At 58.7% G+C, this 24,589-nt stretch carries 14 protein-coding genes; 4 read left to right on the forward strand and 10 right to left on the reverse strand.

Annotated features, from left to right (window positions below; genetic code table 11):
- Positions 1-28: 28 nt before the first annotated feature.
- From pgm to OSW16_RS15395, 6 genes are all read right to left on the reverse strand, one after another.
- Positions 29-1,666: a phosphoglucomutase (alpha-D-glucose-1,6-bisphosphate-dependent) gene (gene pgm / locus OSW16_RS15370; RefSeq protein ID WP_267816480.1), complete on the reverse strand. Its 1,638-nt coding sequence runs from the start codon at positions 1,664-1,666 to the stop codon at positions 29-31.
- A gap of 86 nt (positions 1,667-1,752) precedes the next feature.
- Entirely contained in the window at positions 1,753-4,014 is a 2,262-nt protein-coding gene (locus tag OSW16_RS15375; RefSeq protein WP_267816482.1) for an ATP-dependent DNA helicase, read from the reverse strand.
- Positions 4,011-5,660, reverse strand: coding sequence for a VRR-NUC domain-containing protein (locus OSW16_RS15380; protein WP_267816484.1), 1,650 nt, complete (start codon positions 5,658-5,660; stop codon positions 4,011-4,013). The genes OSW16_RS15375 and OSW16_RS15380 overlap by 4 nt, the downstream gene beginning before the upstream one ends.
- A 112-nt stretch (positions 5,661-5,772) precedes the next feature.
- On the reverse strand, positions 5,773-6,264 hold the full coding sequence (locus OSW16_RS15385) for a GNAT family N-acetyltransferase (protein WP_267816486.1): 492 nt from the start codon (positions 6,262-6,264) through the stop codon (positions 5,773-5,775).
- A 62-nt stretch (positions 6,265-6,326) separates the two neighbouring features.
- Positions 6,327-7,673 (reverse strand): aminotransferase class I/II-fold pyridoxal phosphate-dependent enzyme, encoded by a 1,347-nt coding sequence (locus OSW16_RS15390; protein ID WP_267816488.1) that lies wholly within the window; start codon positions 7,671-7,673, stop codon positions 6,327-6,329.
- Positions 7,663-9,042 carry a hypothetical protein gene (locus tag OSW16_RS15395; RefSeq protein ID WP_267816490.1) on the reverse strand — a complete coding sequence of 460 codons (1,380 nt, stop codon included), beginning with the start codon at positions 9,040-9,042 and terminating at the stop codon, positions 7,663-7,665. The genes OSW16_RS15390 and OSW16_RS15395 overlap by 11 nt, the downstream gene beginning before the upstream one ends.
- 53 nt (positions 9,043-9,095) lie before the next feature.
- Here OSW16_RS15395 and OSW16_RS15400 point away from each other — a divergent pair, with 53 nt between their 5' ends.
- The gene (locus OSW16_RS15400; RefSeq protein ID WP_267816493.1) at positions 9,096-9,311 is read left to right on the forward strand and encodes a hypothetical protein; all 216 of its coding nucleotides are present in this window, start codon (positions 9,096-9,098) and stop codon (positions 9,309-9,311) included.
- Positions 9,312-9,642: 331 nt separating this feature from the next.
- On the opposite strand, the gene OSW16_RS15405 is transcribed toward OSW16_RS15400, so the two are convergent.
- Positions 9,643-10,665 (reverse strand): zinc-dependent alcohol dehydrogenase family protein, encoded by a 1,023-nt coding sequence (locus OSW16_RS15405; protein WP_241803742.1) that lies wholly within the window; start codon positions 10,663-10,665, stop codon positions 9,643-9,645.
- Between the two features lie 206 nt (positions 10,666-10,871).
- Here OSW16_RS15405 and OSW16_RS15410 point away from each other — a divergent pair, with 206 nt between their 5' ends.
- Positions 10,872-11,786, forward strand: a complete 915-nt coding sequence (locus OSW16_RS15410) for a LysR family transcriptional regulator (protein WP_115274576.1) — start codon at positions 10,872-10,874, stop codon at positions 11,784-11,786.
- Positions 11,787-12,205: 419 nt separating this feature from the next.
- On the opposite strand, the gene OSW16_RS15415 is transcribed toward OSW16_RS15410, so the two are convergent.
- The 3 genes from OSW16_RS15415 to OSW16_RS15425 are packed head-to-tail and all read right to left on the reverse strand — an operon-like array spanning position 12,206 to position 17,958.
- Entirely contained in the window at positions 12,206-15,025 is a 2,820-nt protein-coding gene (locus tag OSW16_RS15415) for an AAA family ATPase (RefSeq protein WP_267816497.1), read from the reverse strand.
- Positions 15,018-15,584 (reverse strand): hypothetical protein, encoded by a 567-nt coding sequence (locus tag OSW16_RS15420; protein ID WP_267816499.1) that lies wholly within the window; start codon positions 15,582-15,584, stop codon positions 15,018-15,020. Before OSW16_RS15420 ends, OSW16_RS15415 begins: the two co-directional genes overlap by 8 nt.
- On the reverse strand, positions 15,574-17,958 hold the full coding sequence (locus tag OSW16_RS15425) for an ABC-three component system protein (RefSeq protein ID WP_267816501.1): 2,385 nt from the start codon (positions 17,956-17,958) through the stop codon (positions 15,574-15,576). Before OSW16_RS15425 ends, OSW16_RS15420 begins: the two co-directional genes overlap by 11 nt.
- Positions 17,959-18,752: 794 nt before the next feature.
- Between OSW16_RS15425 and OSW16_RS15430 the strand changes: the two genes are divergently transcribed.
- Positions 18,753-21,371 (forward strand): PD-(D/E)XK nuclease family protein, encoded by a 2,619-nt coding sequence (locus OSW16_RS15430; protein ID WP_267816503.1) that lies wholly within the window; start codon positions 18,753-18,755, stop codon positions 21,369-21,371.
- A complete protein-coding gene (locus tag OSW16_RS15435; RefSeq protein WP_267816505.1) occupies positions 21,371-24,544 on the forward strand; it encodes a UvrD-helicase domain-containing protein in 3,174 nt (1,057 codons plus the stop codon). Before OSW16_RS15430 ends, OSW16_RS15435 begins: the two co-directional genes overlap by 1 nt.
- Positions 24,545-24,589: the final 45 nt, after the last annotated feature.

A 24,589-nucleotide genomic window follows, 5' to 3' on the forward strand; every position in this document is an offset into this window, starting at 1 on the left:
CGCGCTGCGGCCCTGCTTCACAGGTCAATCAGGCGATCGCGGCATCAACCAGTTGCTGCGCCTCGGCCACCAGGCGTTGCAGGTGCGCCTGATCGATGAAGCTCTCAGCGTAGATCTTGTAGATGTCCTCGGTGCCGGATGGCCGCGCGGCAAACCAGCCGTTGGCGGTCATCACCTTCAGGCCACCGATGGCCTGGCCATTGCCTGGCGCGTGGCTGAGGATCTGCTCGATAGGTTCCCCGGCCAGTTCGGTCGACTTGACCTGCTCCGGCGCCAACTTGCTCAGCAACGCCTTCTGCCGAGCGTCGGCCTTGGCTTCCACGCGGGTAGCGAACGGGGTGCCCAGCGCCGCGGTAAGGTCGGCATAGGCCTGGCTCGGGTTACGCCCGGTACGTGCCGTCATCTCGGCGGCCAACAGCGCCGGAATCAAGCCATCCTTGTCGGTAGCCCAGACCGTGCCGTCCATGCGCAGGAAGGAAGCGCCGGCGCTTTCTTCGCCACCAAAGCCCAACGAGCCGTCGAACAGCCCCTGGGCAAAGTACTTGAAGCCCACCGGCACTTCATACAACTCACGGCCCAGGCGCGCGGTAACGCGGTCGATCAGGCCGCTGGACACGACGGTCTTGCCGACGGCAGCATCGCTGCGCCATTGCGGGCGGTGGCGGTACAGGTAGTCGATGGCCACGGCCAGGTAGTTGTTCGGCTGCAACAGGCCATCGGCGGTGACGATGCCATGGCGGTCGTGGTCCGGGTCGCAGGCGAAGGCCACATCGAAGCGCTCGCGCAGGCCGATCAGCCCTTGCATGGCGTGCGGCGAGGAAGGGTCCATGCGGATCTGCCCGTCCCAGTCCACGGTCATGAAGCGGAAGGTCGGATCGACCTCGGTATTGACCACTTCCAGGTTGAGTTTGTAGTGCTCGGCGATCGCCGACCAGTAGCGCACCCCTGCCCCACCCAGCGGGTCAACGCCCAGGCGTAGATTGGCGCTGCGGATGACGTCGAAGTCGATGACGTTCGCCAGGTCGGCCACGTAATGGCTGACATAGTCGTGGCGCTGGGTGGTCGGGGCCTGAAGGGCCTGCCCATGGTCCATACGCTTGACGCCGGCCAGGCCTGCGGCCAGCAATTCGTTGGCCTTGGCCTCGACCCACTTGGTCACATCGCTGTCAGCCGGGCCACCGTTGGGCGGGTTGTATTTGAAGCCGCCGCTTTGCGGGGGGTTGTGCGAGGGGGTGATGACGATACCATCGGCCAGCCCGCCATCGCGGCCGCGGTTGTAGCACAGGATGGCGTGGGACACCGCTGGCGTCGGGGTGTATTCATCGTCCTTGGACAGCATCACCTGCACGCCGTTGGCGGCCAGCACTTCCAGGGCACTGGCGGCTGCCGGCGCGGACAATGCGTGGGTATCGGCACCGATGAACAATGGGCCGTCGATGCCCTTTTCCTGGCGGTACAGGCAGATGGCCTGGGTGATGGTCAGGACGTGGTCTTCATTGAAGCTCAGGTCGAACGAGCTGCCCCGGTGGCCCGAGGTGCCGAAGGCCACGCGCTGGGCCGCTACGGCAGCGTCGGGGCGGCCGGTGTAATAAGCGGTGAGCAGGCGGGGGATATCGACCAGCACGCTGGCCGGAGCCGGCTTGCCTGCCAAAGGACTGAGCGTCATGCAGAAACCTCGAGTTCAACGGATGTTGGAGTTGGAACACGCAGTGTACTGGGAGTTGCAACGAGGTGCGAAGGCCTTGCCGAGGATTATTCGCGGGTTATCTGCCACCAGCCAGGGAACATCTGCTGCACGCGCGGCTCGACGAAGCGCTGGTCGATCAACACCAGTACACCGCGGTCCTGATCGCCGCGAATGACCCGGCCCGCAGCCTGGATCACCTTGCGCACCCCGGGGTACAGGTAGACGTAGTCGAAGCCAGCGCCGAACTGACGCCCCAGACGCTGCTTGAACTGTTCGTTGACCGGGTTGACCTGGGGTAAACCGAGGGTGGCGACGAAGGCACCGATCAGCCGGCTACCCGGCAGGTCGACACCTTCGCCAAAGGCACCGCCCAGCACGGCAAAGCCGACACCCTGGCCGTCTGCGGCAAAGCGCGCGAGGAAGTCCTGGCGTGCGGCTTCGTCCATGCCTGGTGCCTGAGCCCAGGCCGAAATCGCCGGGTGTCGCTCGGCCAGCAGCGCATGCACTTGCTGCAGGTATTCGAAACTGCTGAAGAACGCCAGGTAGTTGCCGGGCTGGCGCTGGTACTGCTCGGCGATCAGCGCAACGATCGGTGCCAGCGAGGCCTGACGCTCGTGGTAACGGGTAGAGACCTGACTGGCGATGCGCACTTCGAGCTGCTCGGCGCGAAACGGCGCGGCCACTTCAAGCCATGCTGTATCCGCTGGCATGCCGAGCAGGTCAGTGTAGAAATGCCGCGGGCTGAGCGTAGCCGAGAACAACGTCACGCTGCGCGCAACCTGCATGCGCGGGCCGAGCAGTTTGGCGGGCGTTACGTTGCGCAGGCACAAGGTGGCCAGGCGTCGCTGGCGCGGGCCAGCGCGCAGACTCACGTCGAACAAAAAATGCTCATCGAACAGCTCGGCGACCCGGCTGAACTGCAGCGCCTGGAAATAGAACTGCAGGATGTGTGCATCCACGTCCACGGGCGACTCGTTCAACCGCTCCTGGATCAGCCCGATGCACTGCTGCAGCGAACGCATAAAGGCGTCCGGCAACTGCTCGGTGGCCAGATAAGGCGCTCGCTGCGCCTTGTACACGGCATTCCATTGGCGGTTCAAGCGGTCCAGCGCGCTGGCCAGCCCTGGCGGTTTGCGCTGACGCAACGCCAGCAACTGCCCCTGATCGAGGCTGGCGCTGTACATGCCACGGCCACGCTCCACCAGGTTATGCGCCTCGTCGACCAGCACCGCTACGCGCCATTGGTTGGCCTGGGTCAGGCCGAACAACAGGGCGTGAGCGTCGAAATAATAGTTGTAGTCGGCCACCAGGACATCGACCCAGCGCGCCATTTCCTGCCCTAGATAGTAAGGGCAAACCTGATGTTCCAGGGCCACTTCGCGCAGGTTTGCGCGGTCCAGCAACGGCAACCGGGCTGCAGCCTCCCGCGCCGCCGGCAGGCGGTCGTAGAAGCCTCTGGCCAATGGGCAGGCCTCGCCATGGCAGGCCTTGTCGGGGTTCTCGCAGGCCTTGTCCCGGGCGATCAGCTCCAGTGTACGCAGCGCGGGCTGCGGCGTAGCCTGGGTGATCTGTTGCAGGGCATCCAGCGCCAGGGCGCGGCCAGGGGTCTTGGCGGTGAGGAAAAACACTTTGTCGAGTTGTTGCGGCACCATGGCCTTGAGCAACGGGAACAGCGTGCCGAGGGTCTTGCCGATACCCGTGCTGGCCTGGGCCATCAGGCAGCGCCCGGTGCTGACCGCCTTGTACAGGGTTTCGGCCAGTTGCCGCTGGCCTTGGCGAAACTGCGGGTAAGGAAAGCCCAGGCTCTGCAGGCCGCGGTCACGCTCGGCCAGGCGCTGCGTTTGCGCCTGGGCCCAGGCGAGAAAGCACTGGCATTGGGTTTCGAAAAAAGCATGCAGCTCGGCGGCGCGGTAATGCTCGCTGATCAAGGTCTGGCCGTCGTTGTCCACGTTCAGGTAAACCAGCGCCACCTCGATGGCGGGCAACTGCCGTGCCTGGCACAGCAACCAGGCGTAGACCTTGGCCTGGGCCCAGTGCAGTTGGCGATGATTGGCCGGTTGCCGGGCCAGGTCACCACGGTAGGTCTTGATCTCTTCAAGCCGGTTTGCGGCGGGGTCATAACCGTCGGCGCGACCGCGCACCTGCAAGCCCTGATACGCACCTTCGAGTGCGACCTCCGCCTCATAGCCGGCGGCCCGCCTGGCCACGACACGGCGATGGCCCTCCATACCCTCCTGGGCAGTGGGCGACGGTGTGAAGCGCAGGTCGAGATCACCGGCCTTGGCAGTGAACTCACACAAAGCCCGCACCGCCACGCGGTAGTTCATGGCTCTTCGCTCCAGCGCACATGGCAGACCGCGACCGGCAGGCCGTGCTCGGCGCAGAATTCCAGCCACCGCAACTGGTTGTCCTGCAGGCGGTCGCCAGGTCCTTTGACCTCGACCATGCGGTAACGCCCCTGCTCCGGCCAGAACTGGATCAGGTCAGGCATGCCGGTACGGTTGTTGCGGATGTCCTGCAGCAAGCGCAGGAAACACTGCTTGAGGTGCTCCGCCGGGAGGCAAGCCAATGCCTGTACGAGCAAAGCATGGCTGAGCATCTGCCAGAACACGAACGGCGATTGCAGCCCTTGCTTGGCGGCATAGCAGTCGAGGATGGCCTGCTGATGCGAGCCGTCGTCGAGCCGGCCCAGGCACGCATCGAACTGAGCGGCGCGGCGCAGTTGGAAGTCGCAGTCATGCAGGTCTTGCGGTGCAGCCTGAAAGGGGTTGAAGAACGCGCCGGGAATCGGGGCAAAGATCGCCTCCCAGCACAACAATCCGAACAGGCTGGTGAGCAGCGTGTTCTCGACGTAGTGAACCTGCCCGCCTGCTTGCGCCAGGTGCTGGCGAACCGCCTCCTCGACACCCAACGCAGCCTGTTCGCGCGGCAGTTCGAGCTCGATCACCGGCGCGGGTGTGACAGGTCGACGGCGCTGCGCCGGCCCGCCCAGCTTGCGCACCAGGCGCGGCACCATGCGCTGCAGCGCCTGCACTTCCAGGGCATTGGCAGGCGCTTGAGCCAGCTGCAATGCCAGGGCATGCGCGTCTTGCCAGCGCTCGCTGCGCTCCAGCACGCGCACCTGGCGGATGCGCGCTTGGGCATGGCTGCTCTGGGCATACACCGTCAGTGCCAGTTCCCAGTCGCCAAGGCGCTCGCACTGCTGCCCCAAGGCAAACAGCAAGCGCGCGTGACGCCGGGCCAGCCACGGGTTGTCGCTGCGCCAGCCCACCAATGACTCAAGGATCGACGCAGGCGCCTCGCCCAGCTCCAAGCGCTCGGCGCACTGGTGCAAGGCCATGGCCAGGTCGACGTCGCTGCGCTGCTGCAAGGCCCGCGAGCCGGGGCTGAATGGCACGTGCTCGAAACGCAGCACGCCCAGGTCGGCCAGGACAAAATCAGACCAGTCCTGGTACAGGTTGCCGAAGAACAGCAGACGCATGCGATCGCACAGGGGCTGCAGGCACCACTGCACGATACGCACCGGTGCACTGGCGAACCAGTCGGACAGTGGCCTGGGCGCCAGCGCCAAGGCTTGCAGTTGCGCCAGCAGATCGCTTTTTGCCGCACGCGGTCGGCTCAGCAGGCCGGCAAAACCGCTGGCCAGCTCTTCCTTGCGCAGCAAGGCGAACAATTGCTCCAGGCTCAACTGTTCGGGTTCGCGCACCCAGCCCAGCGCCTGCAGGGGCTGCAAGGCCACAGACGAATCGCCAATCTCGGCATAATCCAGCCGGTCGCTGCGAAACAGCTCGCCCTTGCGCATCACCATGCGCACAAGCAGAGCCTGGGCTGGCTCCTCGATCCTGGCAAAAGCCTGGATGAACGCCAGCTCCTGGGTATCGAGCAGGTCGGCATAACGGTGTTCGACCCACAGCAGTACCTGGCGGAAGTTATGCAGGTAATAGAGCGGGTCGTCGACGGAATGGGCGATCACAGGGCGGGGTCGGGCAGCAGGAACGGACACTGTTTATACATACAGATAACGCTTGCTGGCAAGCCCCGTGGGTCAGGTCGGCCAGCGCCCGACGAATGGTGCGTGGGCCACCTCAGAGCGTCATGACCATCTCATGCCAGGCCATGCCGCCGTGGTCCGAGGGCGATGGCTTCACGTAGTGATACCCCATCTTGCGGTACAGCTCGACATGCTGCTGCTTGCACATCAGGTGGATGGTGCGCTTGTGCAGCGCGGTCATCCGCTGCACGAAGGTGTCCATCAGCAGCTTCGCGTAGCCTTTGCCCTGATGAGCCGGATCCACCACAACGGACATGATCACCACGTTGGCGGCCGCCGGGTCGTGGCCTACCAGCTCCTTGAAGGCCTCATCGGACATCACCACGTCGTGGGCGCAGCCACTGTTGATGAAGCCTACGACACGGCCGTCGACCTCAAGCAGGAGAAAACCCTCTGGGTACTGCGCGATGCGGGTGCGGATCTTCTCGAGGGTCGCGGCCTCATCGCCCTCGTACGCGCCGATTTCGATCTCGTAGCAGCGTTCGGCATCCTGTGGAACAGGTTGACGGAAATGTGGGGTGCCCATGCAGATGCTCCTGAGTGTGAACGAACAGGGCGCCATGATACGTGACCTGCCAGGGCAGGCGATCAGCTTTTGCTGTCAGCCTGGCGCCCGCGACGCGGTAGCAACAGCTGCTTCAACCGGCGAAGCTCCTCGCTAAGCGCTTCTGGCCGGTCGCCTGCCCAGGTGAAAGCCAGGTAGTGCTGATAACGCCCCTGCGAACTGAACCGCGCACCTGCCAGGACTTGCAAGGCCGGGCCAGACAATGCTGCCGCGATGCGCTCGAGGGCGATTGGCTCAAGCATGCGCACCCACAGGACATACCCCCCGTCAGGCATGTCGAAGGCCACTTGCCCGCCCAGGCAAACAGTGAGTTGATGGCATAAATGCTCCATACGCTTGCGCAGCTCCAGCCGACGCCGGCTCAACTGTCCGTCGACCTCGCCATTGCCGAGCATCTGCGCCAATGCCTGCTGACGCACGGGCGGCAGCTGGAACGCCCGCCGGGAAAACCGTTCGGCAAGGGTGCCATGCAGGCCCAGCACATACGCATAGGGCGCCTCGGCACCGACCAACGCCTGCAGCGACCCCAGCACCAACAGCCAACGTTGGTCGACCCAGTCACGCAAACGTGCCACAGGCGGTGTATCGAAGCAGTACTCGCTGTCCAGATCGTTCTCCAGCAGCCACACGGGATGCGCGGCCAGCAAGTGGGCAATCTGCCGCTGGACCTGCTGTGACATCAACCGCCCCGTGGGCATGCCAAGGCAAGACGGTATGACCATCATGCGTACCGACTCACGCCCCAGCAGGCGCGCCAGGCTGCCGAGGTCGGGGCTGCCGTGGTTGTCCACGGGCATCTCCAGCACGTGCAGACCAAAGCGCTGCAAAACCCTCAGCAAACGCCAGCAACACGGCGATGCGACCAGCACCGTGCTGCCATGCAACGCCAATGCCTCCAGCAGCGTTTCCAGCAAAGCCTGCACGTCGGGCCCCAGGTGCACATCCTCAGCACGCCAGGATTGCCGGGACGCTCGGGTATAACGTTCGGCCAGTATGTGCCGCAGGCGAACTTCTCCCGAACTCTGGGCGCCGGAGGATGAACAGGCCCGCTGTCGCGCCAGCCGTCGTTCGTGAGCGAACAAGACACGCTCCATCGCCGGATGCGCCAGCACGGCCTGGTCCGACTCGGCAGTGGCCGCTACGCCAGTAATGACTCCCGCGGGCACGAAGTACCCGGACTTAGGTACCGACAGCACCCGCCCTTCATGTTCCAGCAACCCGTAGGCCGTTTGCACAGTGGCCAATGAAACGCGCAGGTGCCGCGACAGGGCGCGCAGTGAGGGCAAACGGCGCTGCCCTCCCCGCGCGGCCTCATCGATCAGCGCTTCCAGATATCGATACACCGTCTGGTAGGCGAATTCACGCCCCATCAGGCAAGCCCCCGCAGGCAATCGAAGCAGCAGCGGGCCGGCAGGCCAGTAGCCCCAGATGCACATCACGTCGCGCCAGGTTGGCCAGCAAGGCCCAGGTGCTGTGATTCAAACGCCCTTCGTAGATGGCCCGCAATTGGGCGAGGGACAAACCACTGGTGTTCACCAACCAATCCTTGACAGGGTCGGGACACGGCTTGCCCTGCATGACGCGGTGCAGATAAGGCAGGGCCACCAACATATCGGCGTGGCAGCATTGCAGAAAGCGCTCCAGCCTCCGCCCCTTGTTGGCGAACGGGCTGTGCAGCATGCAAACGAGCTGAGTTCGCTCAAGGCCATAAGCCTTGGCAAAACGGCTGTGCTGCGATGCTGGCGCCCTTTCGCAATGCAGACGCTGCGCCAGGCTTGCCTGCGCAGGCGCATTGCAGCGCGACAGCAATTCGTGCAACTGGGCCAAGGCCAGCGGGTCAAGAAAACTCGCCAGGGGCATGGCCGTGTGCACCGGCTCGAAGCGGCACTCCATCATCGAGTCCAGCTCATCGCCACTGAGCAGCTGGGGCATCAGGTCGTCGATGGTAATCAGCCTGATCGGAAACGCCGAGCAACGCTCGGTGCCCGGTTTTTCGGGCTCGCCCAGTGAAGTGCCGGCAGTGTTGTGCAACTGGCTCAGCCGCTCGGCAAGCGTCGCCATGCATTGATGCAGGTTTGCCCTGCCCCCGTCACCCGCCTGGCGCAGGCCCCTGCGCGCCCATGCCAGGTAACGCAGCCGCTGCCGCGCAGGCATGGCGGTTACCATTGCATCGACTGCCGGCTGGCCGTCAAGCGCCAGCCACAGCGCTGCGCCGAGCTCCAGGTGCGTGCGGCTGCCCAAAAGTGCTTCAGGCCGCGCATCGACAAGATGGCCGAACACAAGCAAAGCATCGCGCGCCAACGCCCAGGGTTCGACCTCCAGATAGGGCCTTCGGGTGAACGACACCAACTGCCCGGCTTCGAGCATCTGCAACTGCACACGAGGATCGTCATGCAGAAACAAGGCACTGAACACACGCTCATGTTGCTCGAGAAGCGCGCCGCTGGCCGCAGGCAGGCATACAGCCACCACCTGCAACTGAAAGGTGACAGGTGCACGCTGGGCGATGCTCAACTGGGCCGCACGCAAGACCGCCAGCAGCCGGGCGCTATGGCAGTCTGCGCCTAGCAGCACGAGCAACTTGAAGGTACCGATGTATTCCGGGCCACCTGCGGCTACCAGCAGGCGCTGAATGAACAGCTGTAAAGAGGCGCGCTGGACCTGGGACATATGGCCCAGCACGCGATCCAGCACCTGCTGGTAGATATGGTGCATAGCTTGGTCGTGGATATTGCTCACATGTCACCTCACTACTTCATTCTTTCCACCGCCAACGATGCACTTTTGCATGAATGAATAAGCGGCGAATCAAGCCTGAAGAAACTTCCTACAAGTCTTTAAGAGAAACTGAAGTGACGAATTACTGTCGCCATGACATTGATAAAAATGAAACCCCGCGTGTGCCCGGCGCTGCGCCAGAATACCAAAAGCCAGGGGTGTTCTTCTCCATTGCACGCTCCTTGCGTAAAGCATCATTACGCCATTATCAAGCGTTGCTCAACGATTAAAAGATACAGATGCCGGTAAAAAAACCATTCAGCCGAATGACAAGTCACTGTGCGCCAGAGGCCGGGGAATTTCAAAGACAATGAATTTTCAAAGGATGTGCGGGCACGCGAAGTGGCAATGACTGTTTATGTAGGATGGGGACTAGTTAGTTGTAGGAATAGTCCCAAGCAATAGACTATTCACGGAAAGTTGGAGGTAAGGTACTGGAACTACACGCACTGGGTTTAGCGTTGCGGTCAAGGCATTCGCCCGGTGGCATCATGAAGGAGCGGTGAACCTGCAAAAAAAAACCCGAGCCAAGCCCGGGTTTTCTTGTACATCCAACGCCTGTCACGCCACGCCCAGGTCCAGCACCACTCTGCCGCCACAAGGACACTCATCCATGTACCGGTGCGCTTCAACCACCTGATCAAACGGATATACCTTGATGATCTGCGGTGTCAGCAACTGGTCAGCCGTGAACTGGTTGATATCACGCAGGGCGCGCTGCAACGCAACCTGGTCCTGGCTAATGCCCAGTTCCGGCTTGCCGGTGAAGTTACCGATACAGTGAACGTAGAACTGAATGTTCTTCTGGAACGCCGCACAGGCCGGGAACGGTGTCTGGTTACCCCCCTGCAGGCCATACAGCACCAGGCTGCCGCGTGGCGCGAGCACGTCGCCAAGGAGCGACATCTGTGGGCCGCCCATGCCATCGAGGACCATATCCACGCCGCGCCCATCGGTGTACTTGCCAACCTGCATGAGCAAATCCTGCTCTTCGGTGACGATCACCTTGTCAGCACCCAGGCCCAGCAGGTACTCGCGCTGCTCCGGCTCCTTGGTGGCAGCGAACACCTTGAGGCCCAGGGCCTTGCCCAACTGCACGAAGGCGGGCCCTGCGCAGTGGCTGGCATCGGTGACCAGCGCGGTCTGCCCGGCCTTGGCCCTGGCCAGGTCGACGTAGGCGAAGTAGGCGATCAGCAGCGGCGTGTAATGCACGCTGGCCTCGATCGGTGTGAGGATATCCGGGTACCGGGTAATCGCCGTGCGCGGCAGGACGATCACATCCCCATACACCGGGTGGTCATTGGCGCTGGTCGCCGGGAAGCTGGCCACCCGGTCGCCCACTGCAATGTCATCGACACCTTCACCCACCGCAGTCACCACGCCGGCCATCTCGTGGCCGATCCCCGCAGGCAGACGGGCCTGGGATGGCGCCAGGTTCTGCCGCCAGAGCACGTCGTACCAGCTCACGCCAATGGCCTCGACGCGGATCTGCACCTCGCCGACAGCAGCTGACGGTTCGGCCTGCTCCTCGCAGCGGAGCACTTCGGCAGCGCCGAACTTGTGGAACCGGATCATGCGGGACATCGCATACCTCGCCTTTGTGAATCTCGTATTACCACGGACTTTATCCGGGCTTTTGCCGTTAGACCATCAGTGGCTATTAATAGTCGACATGCTTGTCATCGATTGGGCACCTCACATTTCTGTGCATTGGCCCCCACAAATCGGTGCAGGTTAACAGCCTTTGGCCTTAAGATTCACCCCTGCCCCACTTTAGGCGAAGCGCACCGATGAATCGAAACGACCTGCGTCGTGTAGACCTCAACCTGCTGATCGTGTTCGAAACGCTGATGCACGAGCGTAGCGTGACCCGTGCCGCCGAAAAGCTGTTCCTCGGCCAGCCGGCGATCAGCGCGGCGCTGTCGCGCCTGCGCAACCTGTTCGACGATCCGCTATTCGTGCGCACCGGCCGCAGCATGGAGCCTTCAGCGCGGGCACATGAAATCTTTGCCCTGCTGTCGCCAGCGCTGGATTCCATCTCCACCGCAGTCAGCCGCGCCGCCGAATTCGACCCGGCCACCAGCAACGCGGTGTTCCGCATCGGCCTGTCGGACGACGCCGAATTCGCCCTGCTGCCGCAGTTGCTCAAGCGCATCCGCGCCGAGGCGCCCGGTATCGTGCTGGTGGTGCGCCGGGTCAATTACCTGCTCATGCCTACCCTGCTGGCCTCCGGTGAAATCTCGGTGGGGGTGAGCTACACCAGCGAACTGCCCGCCAACGCCAAGCGCAAGGTGCTGCGCCGCAGCATGCCCAAGCTGCTGCGCGCCGACAGCGTACCCGGCAGCATCACCCTCGATGACTTCTGCGCACGGCCCCATGCACTGGTGTCGTTCGCAGGCGACCTGTCCGGCTTCATCGACGAAGCGCTGGAAGAGATCGGCCGCAAGCGCCATGTGGTCCTGGCCGTGCCGCAATTCAACGGCCTGGGCAGCCTGCTGGCCGGGACCGATATCGTTGCCACGGTGCCCGATTACACCGCTGATGCACTCACGGCTGCGGGCGGGTTGCGGGCTGAAGACCTGCCGATAGCGGTGCGCAGCTTCGAGTTGCACATGGCTTGGCGAGGGGCGCAGGACAATGACCCGGCGGAGCGCTGGTTGAGGTCGCGGATTCAGATGTTCTTTGGCGACCCTGAGAGTCTTTAGGGCCGTCGGGCAGGCTGTTCAACTGATCACTTCTGTCTTTTCATAGACCGTGAAGCTCCATTCACTTCCAGTGGATTGCTACATTAGGGGCACATCTGAGGGTATGCTTTGGATGGTTTGAAAATGATACCCCCAATGCCTGATTCATTCTCAGTGAGGGCCTCACCGGCTGCTTGTGCGTTAGCTTGCGGCGAACTCACCTCTCGAACACTAGCTTTAACGCCTTCTGAAAAAAGGCTATCAACCAGTTGAGAGTATCCCTCTGAACCGTCCCGAGCCTGGAGCCGGGTACCAGCCGACCAACTAGGGCGGCAGTCCAACGAGTCCTCCCCTCCTCAAAGCGCGGTGATAGCTCCTAACCAGGGCAACGCTGTCAATCCTCACCAGGATCGACAGCAGGCGAGTCACCTTTTCAGAGTTTAGTTTTCTGCCGGGCCAAAGCCTTCGGTTGGAGTTTGTCTTGGCACACTTAGAGCCGGCGGTACTTTAGTGCCCGAAATATTTCGATCCACGGACATTGTCACTCCAGTTCGGGGATTCCCCTCTAACCTGACCATATTAAGCAAGTGCTGATCTGTGATGCTCGAAAATTTCTGGGCCATATGTCGCGCTAAGGACTCACTTGCAGTCGTCAAGACCACACTCATTGTCGGCATTGAGGTGGCCACGAGACGGAAAATATCCAACATAGCAACCCTATTGAGGTCATCCAGGTGCGCAATCGGCTCATCAAGTAAGAAACTACCACCTGTGTTTCGAGCCCGTGCAAGGTACAGCGAAAGCGCTAGATCTTGGCGTTGGCCTTGGCTGAATTTACTCTCGGCATCCAACCCTTCGTCATGCCCTTCCGCGAAAGCCGTCCACTGGAAGTATTTCTGATTTTCAGTGACCCCTAAACCTTTATAAACCTCATTGGCATGCATCCGGGAGAACAACTCGGTTGCAGGGCTGAGCAGCACTCCGAGACTGGCGGATGTCAGCTCTTTGACGTGCAACTCATATTGCTCGATAGCGCTATCCGCCTCAATGATATACTTAGATCCAACATTAAGCTTTTCTTGATAGCCCTTGCGCTCCGCTAGAAGTCTCTCAAGCGAGCTAGCATCAACATCAATTTTCGCTATAGCCGCACATTCGTCATACAAAGCCTTGAACTCAGCAACTTTTTCACGATCACTATTAATCTCAACGACTGCCGCCAATCGTGTCTCCGGGGAGATGATAGATCCCTGAACGACATCTTTCCAGAGGGTTATAAACCTATCGACGGCAGTAGTCATCGCGGAAATACTGCTAGCAGTAAATTTATTTTGTGAGTTTCGCTCATCAATTGCTGCCAGCAATGACTTTACAGCTTGATCAAGTCTGGTACGTTCAGGACTGTAGTCATCCATCTGTTTTTTATAATAGCTACGATACTCTTCGAGCGCGATAATCGCCCCCTCAACACGCTCAACAAAATTCAAGATTGGAGGACGCGAGAATAGCTTCTCAAGATCTGGCAGCTCAGAAAAAATCAAATCCAGCTCAATTGCAGCCAAAACTCGCTCCTTGAGATATTCTACCTGCTGAATATTGAGCCTCGAAAAATCTTTTACGCCCATTATCGTCAGATAATTTGTTCTCGCATCAAAAGCCGAAAGCTTGCCCTTAACCGTATTAAGCTGCCTGACGAACTGTTCATGAAGAGCTTGAGCGGATTGAGCCTGAGCCAACGCTTGGGCTGTAGCCTGAGCACTTGTACGTGCCGCATCCAGCTTAAGAGAGGCCTCCCGTATCGTGGGCGACAAGATTTTTTGAGAAAGAACCTTGCTTTTTAGCTGCCCCGAATCTTCCCACGCGTGTGTACAGAGTGGACAGACATGACTATCACTTGAGTTGAGAAGCTCCGCACCCAAAGACCGTAAACGTTCAGATGTATCCGCTAATGTTTCAAACCTTGCCGCTTGGCGAATTACATCGTCTTGAGCCAACTTATCCGCATCAATTGCCGCTTGCAAGTTTCCAGGTGGATGGACATAGTTAGCCTCCATCCGTGACTGCTCGCGAACTAGGCCGCTGATTTCTGGAAGTCTTGACTCCAGAGTATCCAAAGCGTCACGCCAAGAACCTTTCTTCTCTTTTGACCATCCGAACTCTACAAAGCTGGTGCTCAGGGATGAGTGAGTAACAGTATCGGCCTCAAAGTAATCTGCCACACTCGGCAACTTCGTAATGGCGCGACTGTTTTGCAGGATAGAGAGCTTCGAATCAGCCCAACTGACACTGCGCTCCCCATCGCCATATTTGATATTCGCCAGACTTAGCTCTTCCGAAGTGTTTTTCTGCTGCTCAGCCAGCGCAAGAACTTCTTCAGATACAGTTGCGACCGATCGCCGCAAGACTTCAATTTGCTGTTGAGAAGAGTGGAAGTAATCCCATTGCGACTCAAGCTCTATCAGCCCCTTAAGCCGTGACTCAGTTCGCTGGTCAAATATGCGCAGGCGTAGGTCAACCTCGCGTAAGTCGCTAACGAAATTTCCTTGGGTAGAAGACAGGCCAAAGCTTTCCTTCAGAATTCTGAGATTGGATAAACCTTTCTCCCTGCTAGGAGCACTTCCTTCCAGTCTAAGCTGAGTCTCCTCAATCTCCGTGGTAAGCCTGAAGATATTATCATGCAATCCCCTGGTGCTAGGCAAAGCGCCTCTGTAATCTTTCAGGTCACGTAGCGTGCCTGCCAGGTGCCCAAAACCAAGAATATCGGCGAATATTTGTTGCCGCTCTTCGGCATGCTTGTTATCAATCAACAGCGAAAGCGAATTTGAATACAACCAGCGGCTATTACGAAGCCAGCCTCGCTTGGCCTTCTTGGTTGCTTGTGGTGTCTTTCCAGAAATTGCAGCAGGAGTAAGTAATGTAAGCAACTTTTCATCAGTGAGTTTTTTGCGTTTACCGCCTTCTTTCGACAACCAAAAATTATCTGTTTGTCGCCACATCTCATGATGCACACCGTCGATTAGGCACTTCGCTGAGACGTAGGTTTCGCCCTCCCCCCACTGGCAGGCTAACTTATCGTCATTTACATCCTTGATCTCATTTGTCAGCAACCACTCTAATGCATAACAGATGGTGCTCTTGCCTGTACCGTTCGCAGCGTAAATTACCGTCAAAGGTGCATCCAGCGGGACCTTGAGTACGCCTGGAACCCCTCTAAAATTACTAATTTCAACGGATAGGAATTTGATTGGAAAATTACTCATTCAGGTTCCACTCCTTCCCGTGAAGCTTAGCAAGCTCGGTGCTTTTGATAGTCGCCAACGCCTCCAAAAGGCCCACGGCCCCTGCGTCATTGGGTGTGAATGCCGGGGGTGTAGAGAGAGATGAAGATCGGCTAAGCCCAATGGGCGTAATACGCTCGCATCGCTCCCATTCCCCATTCGCCATGACCACTACATGTTTACGCACAAATAGGGTATTTTTTTCGACAGCCAGAATAAAATCCTTCATTTCTTCACTGGCTTGCACAGCCATTACGAGATAGCCATCGATGACCGGCTTTGTTTTTTCCCGCTGAAGAATTCGAGCGTCAAGGTAGTTAACCGCTCTATCAGCATAGCGCTTGACATCAGTGGACTTTTTGTCTGTGAAGTCAACCAAAAGTAGCGAGGCGAATTCAGACTCCCAATAACCCAATTGCCCTGGCGCTTTTCCTTCTGGCCATTTTTGATCATCGTTCAGCATCAACGCTTCGATGGACACTAGCTCGAACTGTGCGTCGACAGCCCTTTGGTCAATTATTTCTAGCAATTTAGTAAGCATCGAGGTCAGCCCTGCGCTTCATGATTTCACCCATGAACTCATCTGGTGTTTGATCTGCATCATCAAGGCACTGATCCTCGACTTTCCGCAGATCAAACAAATAAACACTACGAGGCACGACTGCATCAGTGATGGAGTCCCTCACTGACGGGACAGCAGTAATATCGTATCTTCCGTGACTTGGCTTGTTCACTTTAATGGTGCCCCTGCCCTCTGCGAACACGAGTAAACTCGGGTGCGCGCTAGGTTGCCTGGCCCATTCAAAAAGTTGCGCTTCCATATCACGCACTGAGTAATCCTTACTACTCCACGCCATGATACTCACCTCGCCAACTTCTGCATCCGTATAGTTAATATGCCCCTCATAATGTGGGGTGACTGACCATTGACTAGATGGCGAGACCTTGATAAAACTCAGGGCATTAATCGAGCGCATGATATTAGCCCCAGCGGCACCCAGATCTTCAGGAGAAAACTCTCTATCCCTGCTAGTGCCATAACAAGCGCGATAGCTAAAATTTTTGCAATCAGCGATTACGCCATTCTGGATAAGCTCACTCAGATACTGGCGTTCTTTAAGCACCGCTGGCTGGTAGTCGTCATCTGGAGGATGGCGATCGAAGAGTTCGAAGAACTCCAAGGACTCAGGTGTAAGCTCATCCACCACCTGGTTAGCTATCAGCCTTTGGGACTTGACCAATTTGAGCGCTGGATCGGCTGTCCAATCCAAACAGAACATGAGTGATCCACTACCACTGCGCCGCATCACTCTACCAGCTGGTTTGACCAATTTGGATGAAGGACGCGTAGATTGTTCAGTATCCAACGCCGGAAAAATCCCTGTCGCACTCCACATTCCGGCATCACATTGGACAAATCGGGAGCTGTTGGCCATGACGATGCCGATAATTGAAGAAGCGCGCTGGCCATAGTAGTCCGAAGCTGCATTTAAGACAGTATTAACAGCCCCGACATGCTGGCAGGCTAACACCAGATTTGGTCGTTTACCCGCGTCCTCAGTACGACTGGCCATGAGTCTGCGTAATTGAGAGCGTGAATCTGTTACGGGGTTCGTGAAATCATTTCCGAGAGTTGGCCATATGACGACATCCTTGAACGCGAGTCGTAGCGAGGCACTACCATGATCCAACTCAGGGCTTCCAGTTTCATTCTCGACCAGAATGTAGCATTGATAATTGCCCTCGCGCGGATCTGACACCCAACACCAGCCAGCGTTAAACCGATTTTCAGCAGCCGGCTCCCACTCGGGGTCAATCCACACGAAATCATCAGACCCACGCCATTCTAATAACTGAGCACCCGTGACTTCCCCACACCCGACTGCAAAGACCAACGGATGCGGATATTCTCTAACAAGGGAGTCAATTTCTGCCCATTCAGCTACGGATGCAGCTCGCGAGCCAGCCGTAAGGATGACAGGTCTTGAGCCAAATTTAGACTTTACCGATCCAGTCACTGGACAAAGCATGCCTTTTAAAAAAGGAGTTAGCTCCGCTCCTTGTATTAAAGCAATATTGAAGCTCTTATGATCACCAAACTCATCATCATAATACTCAGTCCTGATCGCGACTGCATACTGCTCGTCTTGCCTCCCAAATTGCATACCATAGGTCAAGAATAGCTTTCCGACCTCATCCTTGACCGCAGCGAAGTTCGAATCAAGCTTAAAGTAAGTTTCTTTTAGGTTTGGAAGCTTTCTTAAAAAACTCGACAGATCATCTTTTTTATGAAGATTCGTCTGAAGACCAACAATACGACCCCATATCAGATCACATAAGTCTTTTTTCTTCAGCTTACTCAGAGCAGGGTGCTTACTGAGCTTTTGCGATGAGTTCCTTGCAGTAATCACCTTACTTTCAAAAATCTCACGCAATTTGTCAAAGCGCTCGCGCCCTCGATTAACCATTAACTCGGTAAGATCGATGGCCGCTCCATCAGCCGCTGCTACTATGTACCTGAACGGCGAACCGTCTGGTGAGACAATTTGGGGGCGTGTGTGTGCATAGAGAAAAAACTTGCATATCTCCAGTATAACTGTGTCTCGCTTTAGTACGGACTTTAGACGTTTGCACTGGATGACACCAACAGGAACCGAGTCTTTGAAGAGGATGACGTCACGGCCTTGGTCAGCCCCATCATTGAGGCGCCGTGCATCGTCATACCAATCGAACCCCACCTCCCCCATCTTATCGCGGTAAAGATCCGCGAGCAGCAGCTCAAAATGGTGATCACCCATTGCTTCGAAAGGAAGTTGCCCGCAATCAAATGCGAAAACATCCGGCTTATTTGGATTGTTCTCTCGTAGCTCGTCTTCGTGCTCTTCGTCGAAGCAAATATCATCAGAGTTCGTCAAAATTCGCTCCAGGCATCGAGTAGACCATGCCGTTGGTACCTCGGCTCGTGTTGATCAGGCCTTAGGCCTGACAACAAGTTTTTCAAGGAGGAGATCAGACGCCTGAACGCCGGCACCGGGCTCCCTCCCGTTCACCAATGGCGTTGGTCGCGTATGCCGACAGCTCTGCTGACGCTTACGCGAGTATGCCAATTTGGCATCATAGTAAACGGGTGTATGTTGAGATACCAGGCGGGTATGTTGGTCAACCATTTCTCGCCTAGCAGCTCGAACCGGGTGGCCAAGGATTGGCAAGCACTCATGGCACTGTTATCAATTATGGGAATCAAACGGGCCCGGCTATGTGGCGCCTCCTTCTGAACTCATAAGTCTCTTCTCCTTGCGCACGAAGCTAGCTTGAAAAAGCTGGACATGAAGTAAATCCTTTTCTTCGTCGTCGCTGCTGTCTAACGCAGCGAAACTCTGCTGGCTGCGGATTAGGGTCGCCATGGTGGTCAACGGGGCTATCGGGGTTTGAGATTCGTCGAGGGCCACGCACCTTCTACAGCGCTCGTTCTTTCTTGGGCGCGCATTGGAAAATATCGATTAGCGATCACTCAAGTAAAGCCGCCTCGTCTTCGGCGCGCATGGCCATGGGCTCGGTGGCCAGCCAGATGGCATCGATGTGGGTCGCTTTTGGCAGTTTCCCTTCGTACGCGAATAGCAGCTTTCGGTTACTCTAGTCGACCAGGAGCAGGGGAACATTATGCAATAGGACACCTGCATTCGATTGCCGTCAAGGAAGCCAGCGCAGCATGCACATCACTTTTGGCCTTTTCCTGGACGCCCGTCAGGGTCCGTCCCCAACGAACTTCTTCAATAACCCGATAGTAGGCCGTCTCGGTTTCCTGTCCCTGCTGGAGACCTACCTTGGTCTAAGCGCGCCAAAAGCCTCAACGGCCAGACGCGTGGCCATTTACTCCGGCCTTCTGCGGGCTCATGACAACGACTCGCGCTTCTACAGCGACTCCCTGAAAGTCGACAGCATTGGCACTGCCGCGCGCCTCCTGGCTTGGCGTGACGAGTGGCGGCTTGGCGGCTGGGACGGCAGCGCGAATCCGGAGCACCCACCGCGAATCCAAGAACTTGCGGCCGTCGAAAAGACCGCTCTCGAAGCGCTGCCCCCCGGAGAGGCCGAGCGCTTGCATCTGGTGATACAAGCTCTGAGTGCCTCCGGCCCCTGTCCCATCAGGTCAGTCCACCTGGTTGACCCGCCTGAGGACTTCCCGCGCCTCTGGCAGCAGGTGTTGGAGCGCCTGCCCGAGGTCGAAGTTCGCCTTCCTGAACCACAGGGAGCAAGCCAGCTCCGCGCGGTGCAGGAGCACGCCCTGACCGTGCTGAACGGAGGCTCTGCGGGAAATTCGGTTGTGCCGACCGACGGGAGCATCTTGCTGGTACACACCCTCGCAATCACTACCGCCGAACATTGGCTAGGCACGCAGCACGTGCACACGCCCGGAGACCGACTGATCCTGGCCGAGGATGCAGGAGACTCACTGGACGTATCACTGTCTGTTTCTGGTAGCGTCAACTGCGGGTTCGAACGTCCTAGTCAGCTGCGCCCGGCCCTTCAGGCACTAGCCCTTGCCTTGGAGCTGTGTTGGGACCCAGTGGACATGAACCGCCTTTTGGACTTCCTGACTCATCCGGTCGGCCCATTCAGTCGCGCTGCGAGAAGCAGACTCGCACGCGCTGTCGCCAACCAACCCGGGATAGGTGGCGAAGCCTGGACGACAGCCAAGAACAAGATCGCCGCAGATGACGATGCCCCGGAAGTGGCAGATGAAATCACCTTTTGGCTGGAGTCAGAGCGCTGGGCACGAACAGATGGAGTGCCGGTAGATGCACTGATCGCTCGCGTCGATCGGATGCAGGAGGCTATGCGGCGTCGCCTCTTGGGTGAGCCTGCTGACGCGGCAAGCTTTATGGTGGCGCATAGCCAATGTGCGGCTGTTCATGACGCATTGACCGAGCTGGCTCGGCAAGGTGTGGCCAAGCTACTGCCTCGACAAGTCGAACAGTTGGTCGCCCACGCCACACCCGCCGGAGCAACCAATCCCGCTGCGGTTTCCCATATTGGTTGCATGCGCTCGAGCAGCACGGCAGCCGCTTGCATCGAAGCAGCTGATGAAGTGATATGGTGGATGCCGTCGACGCCTGCCCTGCCCTCGCCTCTGCCTTGGTCTCCTGCCGAGGTGAATGCTCTAACTCAATTAGGTGTGCAGTTGCGAGACCCGGCGCGTGAGCTTGTATCGTTAGCACTGAGGTGGCTGCGGCCACTACTTGCCGCGAGAAAAAGATTCATCATCGTCTGCCCTCCTCCTGGTTCAGAAGTGCATCCGATTCGTCAGCTTCTTAAGAAGCTCGTACCGGATATCGAGTCCGCGTCGCTTGACTTGGACACCGCACTCAATTCCACGCTACTAGGGGTAACCGCCGAGGTGCTTGCACCTCAGGCGCTGCCCGCTACTCCACGACACATCCAACTGCCTCATTCCGTGCAACTCGGCGACGCCCTACAGTCGTTCACTACGCTGAACGAGCTTTTCAATGATGCAGCCCTATTCGTTTTGAAACGAGTGGCGAAGCTGGATCCCACCTCAGTCCTAGAGGTTGATGAGGGCAACCGCCTGCTGGGCATCCTCGCTCATCGGGTGCTCGAGAAACTCTTCGCGCACGACAAAGCCTTGAGTTGGTCAAACGCCGAAGCCGTTGACTGGTTCCGCGCCGTAGCCGACTCACTCTTACTGACTGAAGGCGCTGTACTGCTCATGCAGGGTGCGGGGGTAACACAGCAGCACTTCCGGCAGGTATGCGAACGAGCCATCGGAAGTCTCCTCGATCACCTCAGGCTCGCAGGTGCCATTCAGGTTCAGACTGAGGTGGAGTTCAGAGGAACCTTGGGAGGAGTCCCGCTGATCGGCAAAATTGACCTCTTGGTCACACTTGGTGACAAGCGAACTGTCGCCGTGGACATAAAGTGGAGGGGCGATACCTACTACGCCAGGCTGCTTCGCTCTGGCGAGCACCTACAGTTGGCGCTCTACTCCAGCCTCATTGAGCAAACAAGCGGTATCGCACCCGCCGCGCTTGGCTATTTCATCCTGGAAAGTGGCGGGCTGTACATCACCGCTGCCGACATCTTCCCAAAAGCGCAAGTCAGAAGACCGCCGGACGGAGTAACCGTCTCCAATCTATTGGACCGCGCCCGCGCTACCTGGAAGTGGCGCAAGCAGCAACTGGATGCCGGGACCATCGAAGTCGTTCCGGAAGATCCGAACGACGAGTACCAGGGCCCTGAGGGAACCTTTCCGGTCAACGGTCCAAGCAAATGGGACCGAGACCATCTTATCTTGCTGGGAGGCTGGAAGTGATGAACAACATCGAATTCATCAGCGCAGGCGCCGGCAGTGGCAAGACCTACAAGCTGACCGAAACTCTCGCACAAGCCCTCGAATCTGGCACGGCACGGCCTCACGCCATCTTGGCCACGACCTTCACGGTGAAGGCCGCTACCGAGCTGCGCGAACGCGCCCGCTCCTGGCTTCTTGAAAAGGGCCGTATCGACCTCGCCACCGCCATAGGCCAAGCACGCTTGGGCACCGTCAACAGTGTCTGTGGTCAGATGCTCAAACGTTTCTGCTTCGAGTTGGGGCTGTCTCCCGACCAGACTGTCCTGGGTGAAGGTCAATCCAAGAGACTGCTCAAAGCCACGCTGGCCGAGTGGATGGATGCCGACGCACAAGCGGAACTAGTTTGGCTCACAGAGCGGTTCGGCATCGAACAGGCGGACTGGTCCAAGACTGTTGAGGCTGTCGTCAAGGCCGCGCTCGATAACGACATTGAGCCAGGGGCGCTTCGCATGATGGGTACTCAGAACGCGGACGCTATGCTCGCGAACTGGCCTGTCCCAACTGCGGGGCTGGACCCGACCATGGCGTTAGCGACCGCGCTGGCCAAGGCGCACCAGGAAGTAACCGCCTACGTAGAACAGCAGCAAGCTGTCGGCGCCAAAGTTGCAGACAACCTCTTAAAAGGCCTCGACGGGCTGCAAAAACTGGATCGTCTCTTCCGTGAAGGACGCTGGTGCTGGCCCGACTGGATCGGCGCAGCGGGGTTTGACGCCGGCGCTAAGGTCAGGGATATCGTGGCACCAGTCAAATCCGCTGCTCAGGCCAACGAGTCTCACCCGGCCTTTCATGCCGAGGTCCGTCGGTACCTTGACATGGTGTTCAAGCTGGCCGCCGACGTTCTCGACGCCTACGAACAGGCCAAGAAGGCGCTGGGTGCAGTCGACTTCAGCGACCAAGAGGTGTTGCTGCTACGTGCATTGAGGACAAAGCCTGCCGTCCGTGAAGTGTTGGCGGCAGAACTGGATCTCATCATGGTTGATGAGTTCCAGGACACCAGCCCGCTCCAACTGGCGCTTTTCGTCGAGCTGGCCAAACTGGCTAAGAAGTCGGTGTGGGTCGGTGACCCCAAGCAGGCTATCTACGGCTTCCGCGGAACTGACTCGAGCCTCATTTCCGGCGTTCTCAGCGCCATCAAGGGCTGGGGCGGAGTCATAGGGAAGGCTCTGGACACCTCCAGGCGCTCCACCGAAAGCCAGGTCTTACTCACTAATAGTGTATTCAGCTCTGCGTTCGAGCCCGACCTGACGCCTGAGCAGGTTCGGTTGCAGCCTCTGCGGAAGGACATCCCGGACCAGCCCGCGCTGTTGAACTGGAACTTCGAGAGCAGCCGAAACGACTCAGACTACCTAGGCCTTGGCCAGGCCATCCGCGAGCTGCTCGAGTCCGGGGTTAAGGTCGAAGACAAGGACACCAAGGAGCTCCGTCCGATTCAGGCCGGCGATGTCGGAGTGCTGTGTCGCTACAACGACCAAGTCGAATTTGCCGTCACGTCGCTCACGCGCTGGGGCATCCCGTCAGCCAGCCCACGCTCCGGCTTGTTGGGGACTGCCGAAGCCATCTATGTCATGGCCTGTCTGAGGCGCATGAACGACCCAACCGACACCGTCGCCACGGCGCTGGTTCTAACGCTGGCCGATGGCACTCCGATCGAGACCTGGCTTGCAGACAGGCTGCAATACCTAGCCACCGAAGGGGTGAGGTCACACGAGTGGCTGACGAAGGGTGATAGCGCCCATCCGCTACTGGCCCGATTGGAAGAGCTGCGTCCAACGCTAATGGCTTTGACGCCACAGGAAGTACTGCGACTTGCTGCTGCCGAGTCCCAAGTAGTGCGGCTGGTCGGACAATGGTCCACCTCCCCTCACGAGAGCCGCAATAGACTGTCCAATGTCGAGGCACTGGTCGAGCTCGGAAAGACTTTCGAGGACGAGTGTGTCGCTGCGAAGCGACCGGCGACCATCAGCGGCATGCTTCGTTGGCTGGACGAACTCGCCAGCGCAGAGGACGATAACCGGGCCATTTCAGAAGACAACTCGGTCTCGGTCATCACCTATCACGGGGCCAAGGGGCTGGAGTGGCCAATCGTCGTGCTGACAAGCCTCGATGCGACAGCACGCAGTTCGCTTTGGGGTGTACGCGCGAGAACAGTTGGGGGCTTCGATCCGCAGCAGCCGCTCGCCAACCGCTTCGTCCACTGCTGGCTGAAGACCTGGGGCAAGCGTTCCCAACCCCAAGCCGCCCTCAATGCTGAAGCCAGCTCCACTGGTCAAGCCATGCAGGCCGAGGCACTGGCCGAGAACAAACGCCTTCTCTATGTGGGCCTGACCCGCGCGCGTGATATGAACATCGCAGTGTCGTTTGTTCGCAAGTCAGGGGCGGGGCGCGCCTGGGTCGGCGAAATTCAAGGCGCACCCGACCTGTTGTTCGGCGATTCAGGAACTATAGCGATTCCCGACGGCCAGCAGCTCTCAAGACTATCGAGATCGTGGAGCAAGGAGGACTGCTCAACGGAGCCACCTGCCAAAGCCTCCGAGCCCTGCAGTTGGTTCACAGCTCGTCCGCGCGTGCAGGCCGAGCCGTTGTGGCATCGACCGAGTTCTGCCTCGGGAGGCACGTTCAAGGTAGTCGAGACTGACGCGGTAGGAGTCCGGCTGAGCTTGGCGGGCAAGCCCGACATGGCATCGCTGGGCACAGCGCTCCACCTCTGTATCGCTCGCGCCGGCGTGCTTGGCGGGATTTCAGTCCCTGAAGTCGAACGAATCCTGATGACCTGGGCCGTGGCTCATTCTGTGGATAAGGAAGCCGTTTGTGCCCAGGCCAGAGCGTTCCAAGCTTGGGTAGCCAAGCGCTGGCCTGGCTGCCCCGTTTACGTCGAAGTTCCCATCGAAGCGAGTGGCCCTAACGGCACTCGTATCCGGGGCCGCATCGACTTGCTGGTCGAACTGCCAGATGGTTGGATTCTCATGGACCACAAGTCGAACCCCGGTGGCTCAGCCAGAGATGAGGACCTGGTGGCTGAGCACGGGCCCCAGCTCGAGTCCTATGGTCATGCCCTTCTCAACGCGACCGGCAAGCCCGTGAGCGAGCGATGGCTCTACATGCCGGTCGCTGCACGAGCAGTCCGCCTCTCCTGACGCTCCCAGAAGCGTACCGGACTTAGTTAAATAGAAACACGAGGA

It is taken from the genome of Pseudomonas putida, assembly GCF_026625125.1.
GTDB classification, from domain to species: domain Bacteria; phylum Pseudomonadota; class Gammaproteobacteria; order Pseudomonadales; family Pseudomonadaceae; genus Aquipseudomonas; species Aquipseudomonas putida_X.

Bases quoted from the DNA above. Each gene is read 5' to 3' on its own strand.
- pgm (WP_267816480.1), bottom strand. From the start codon at position 1,666: ATGACGCTCAGTCCTTTGGCAGGCAAGCCGGCTCCGGCCAGCGTGCTG.
- OSW16_RS15375 (WP_267816482.1), bottom strand. From the start codon at position 4,014: ATGAACTACCGCGTGGCGGTGCGGGCTTTGTGTGAGTTCACTGCCAAG.
- OSW16_RS15385 (WP_267816486.1), bottom strand. From the start codon at position 6,264: ATGGGCACCCCACATTTCCGTCAACCTGTTCCACAGGATGCCGAACGC.
- OSW16_RS15390 (WP_267816488.1), bottom strand. From the start codon at position 7,673: ATGGGGCGTGAATTCGCCTACCAGACGGTGTATCGATATCTGGAAGCG.
- OSW16_RS15400 (WP_267816493.1), top strand. From the start codon at position 9,096: ATGAATAAGCGGCGAATCAAGCCTGAAGAAACTTCCTACAAGTCTTTA.
- OSW16_RS15405 (WP_241803742.1), bottom strand. From the start codon at position 10,665: ATGTCCCGCATGATCCGGTTCCACAAGTTCGGCGCTGCCGAAGTGCTC.
- OSW16_RS15410 (WP_115274576.1), top strand. From the start codon at position 10,872: ATGAATCGAAACGACCTGCGTCGTGTAGACCTCAACCTGCTGATCGTG.
- OSW16_RS15415 (WP_267816497.1), bottom strand. From the start codon at position 15,025: ATGAGTAATTTTCCAATCAAATTCCTATCCGTTGAAATTAGTAATTTT.
- OSW16_RS15420 (WP_267816499.1), bottom strand. From the start codon at position 15,584: ATGCTTACTAAATTGCTAGAAATAATTGACCAAAGGGCTGTCGACGCA.
- OSW16_RS15430 (WP_267816503.1), top strand. From the start codon at position 18,753: ATGCACATCACTTTTGGCCTTTTCCTGGACGCCCGTCAGGGTCCGTCC.
- OSW16_RS15435 (WP_267816505.1), top strand. From the start codon at position 21,371: ATGAACAACATCGAATTCATCAGCGCAGGCGCCGGCAGTGGCAAGACC.